At 54.6% G+C, this 1,567-nt stretch carries 5 protein-coding genes and 1 other RNA gene; 4 read left to right on the top strand and 2 right to left on the bottom strand.

All coding sequences use genetic code 11. The annotated features are described in order from the left end of the window. Positions 1–140, top strand: a 140-nt coding sequence (locus J9892_RS19390; protein WP_210537942.1) for a transposase, incomplete at its 5' end; no start/stop codon positions are given. Here the strand turns inward: J9892_RS19390 and J9892_RS19385 are convergent. Continuing rightward, positions 87–389, bottom strand: coding sequence for a hypothetical protein (locus J9892_RS19385; protein WP_210538746.1), 303 nt, complete (start codon positions 387–389; stop codon positions 87–89). The genes J9892_RS19390 and J9892_RS19385 overlap by 54 nt on opposite strands. A 43-nt stretch (positions 390–432) precedes the next feature. Between J9892_RS19385 and J9892_RS19380 the strand changes: the two genes are divergently transcribed. From J9892_RS19380 to J9892_RS19370, 3 genes are all read left to right on the top strand, one after another. Then, positions 433–501: hammerhead ribozyme type II (locus J9892_RS19380), an RNA gene on the top strand. Positions 502–541: 40 nt separating this feature from the next. Continuing rightward, entirely contained in the window at positions 542–772 is a 231-nt protein-coding gene (locus J9892_RS19375; RefSeq protein WP_042074588.1) for a hypothetical protein, read from the top strand. Between the two features lie 149 nt (positions 773–921). Next, the gene (locus tag J9892_RS19370) at positions 922–1,458 is read left to right on the top strand and encodes a regulatory protein GemA (protein WP_210538745.1); all 537 of its coding nucleotides are present in this window, start codon (positions 922–924) and stop codon (positions 1,456–1,458) included. Here J9892_RS19370 and J9892_RS19365 read toward each other — a convergent pair. Further along, the coding region (locus J9892_RS19365) for a transposase (protein ID WP_210537842.1) at positions 1,427–1,567 on the bottom strand (141 nt) is incomplete at its 5' end. The two genes, J9892_RS19370 and J9892_RS19365, sit on opposite strands and share 32 nt — an antisense overlap.

Genomic DNA, 1,567 nt, shown 5'->3' with positions numbered 1-1,567 from the left:
CAAACTACCCGATGCACACGAGTGTGCTGGAAGGGGTGAACAACAAGATCAAAGTGATAAAGCGTATGGCATATGGATTTAGGGACTCAGAATACTTTTTTCTGAAAATCAAGGCGGCCTTCCCCGGAAAGCCGCGATGAACCAAATTTAAGGTCAGAGTTCATCGTCAAAAACATGACGTATTGCGTAAGCAGCTCATAAAACGCGGATCGCTTTGATGGTTCCAATTCGATCGCTTCTTTGATGGGAAAGGGGGCGGTGGACAACCTTGTGAAGAGCCACTCCTGCGTTTTGATCGAGATGTGCAGCTGCTTGGGGTTATGGCCAACCATCAGTTGGGTGAAGTTGTAGAGAGGTAACAGGACCTCATGAGCGGTCAACGGCTTCATAGACACTCCATTCTCGTTTGGATAAGGAGATTGAGTATTGATCATGCGAAACAGTGGGGGTAGCCCCTCTGTCTGCCCGGCGTGGTGGCCGGGCACTGATGAGCAGCCGACCTGGGCCCAGGTCTTCACCGCCTCGAACAAGGAGCACGGCGATGACCAAAACAGAGATGGATATTCGGCTTACCAAGATATTCAGCGCGGCCGCCATTGCACAGGCGACCCCTGATAAACGGGCTGTGTGCAGACAGCTCAAGCAGTTTGATAGAGAGGCTCGTGCCCAAGGGCTGTTTGCTCTGGCAGGAGAAGCCAGCCAGATGCGCTGGCAACTGGTAGCGGAACTGCAGCAAGCCAGAGCAGCAGAGGTCAGTCATGGCGGCGTCTAATTGGCAGGCTCTGCTGGTCTATGTGATGAAGTTTGGCCCCTTGAACCAGCAAGGTGCCGAGCAGTGGCTCGATAGTCATTGCCCTGAGTGGCGCAATGGAAACGATGTGCCTGCCGGTCAAATCTGGGTGGCAAAAGTGGGGAGAAGTCATGACAGCAAGCAATGAACGCACCCGCTTGATCCGGCTGGTGCAGGTGGGCCGCCGCTCCCTGGGGCTGGATGACGAAACCTATCGTGAGCTGCTGACCCAGCAGAGTGGCAAGTGCTCTGCGGCAGCGCTGTCGATCCAGGAGCTGGACAAGGTGCTGCAAGCCATGAAGGGGGCAGGGTTTAAACCGACTGTTAAACGTGGCGTAAAAGGAGGCAAGCAGAAGCGTTTAAGCCCGGTCAGCGGTACCCAGGTTCGGACGGCTGAAATAGGGGTGATCCGGGCTATCTGGATCACAATGGCCAAACACGGCCTGCTGCGTGATGGCAGTGAGACGGCGCTCAATCACTATGTGGAGCGTCAGACGGTGCGGATCAATAACGGGGTGGGTGTGGCCGAGGTGTCCTGGCTCGATGGTGCGTTGGCTTATTCGGTGCTGGAATCCCTCAAGCACTGGCATAAGCGGGAGATGGTCAAGGCCCTGCAGGCGGCCAATAAAACTAGGTTCATCGCGGCTTTCCGGGGAAGGCCGCCTTGATTTTCAGAAAAAAGTATTCTGAGTCCCTAAATCCATATGCCATACGCTTTATCACTTTGATCTTGTTGTTCACCCCTTCCAGCACACTCGTGTGCATCGGGTAGTTTGC

The sequence above is a fragment of the Aeromonas sp. Prich7-2 genome (assembly GCF_017939255.1).
Classification (GTDB): domain Bacteria; phylum Pseudomonadota; class Gammaproteobacteria; order Enterobacterales; family Aeromonadaceae; genus Aeromonas; species Aeromonas caviae.
Note: the sequence above shows the minus strand (reverse complement) of the source record. Positions and strands in the feature narration are given on the sequence as shown.

Excerpts from the sequence above, each read along its gene's own strand:
- J9892_RS19385 (WP_210538746.1), bottom strand. The coding sequence starts at position 389 with ATGAAGCCGTTGACCGCTCATGAGGTCCTGTTACCTCTCTACAACTTC.
- J9892_RS19375 (WP_042074588.1), top strand. The coding sequence starts at position 542 with ATGACCAAAACAGAGATGGATATTCGGCTTACCAAGATATTCAGCGCG.
- J9892_RS19370 (WP_210538745.1), top strand. The coding sequence starts at position 922 with ATGACAGCAAGCAATGAACGCACCCGCTTGATCCGGCTGGTGCAGGTG.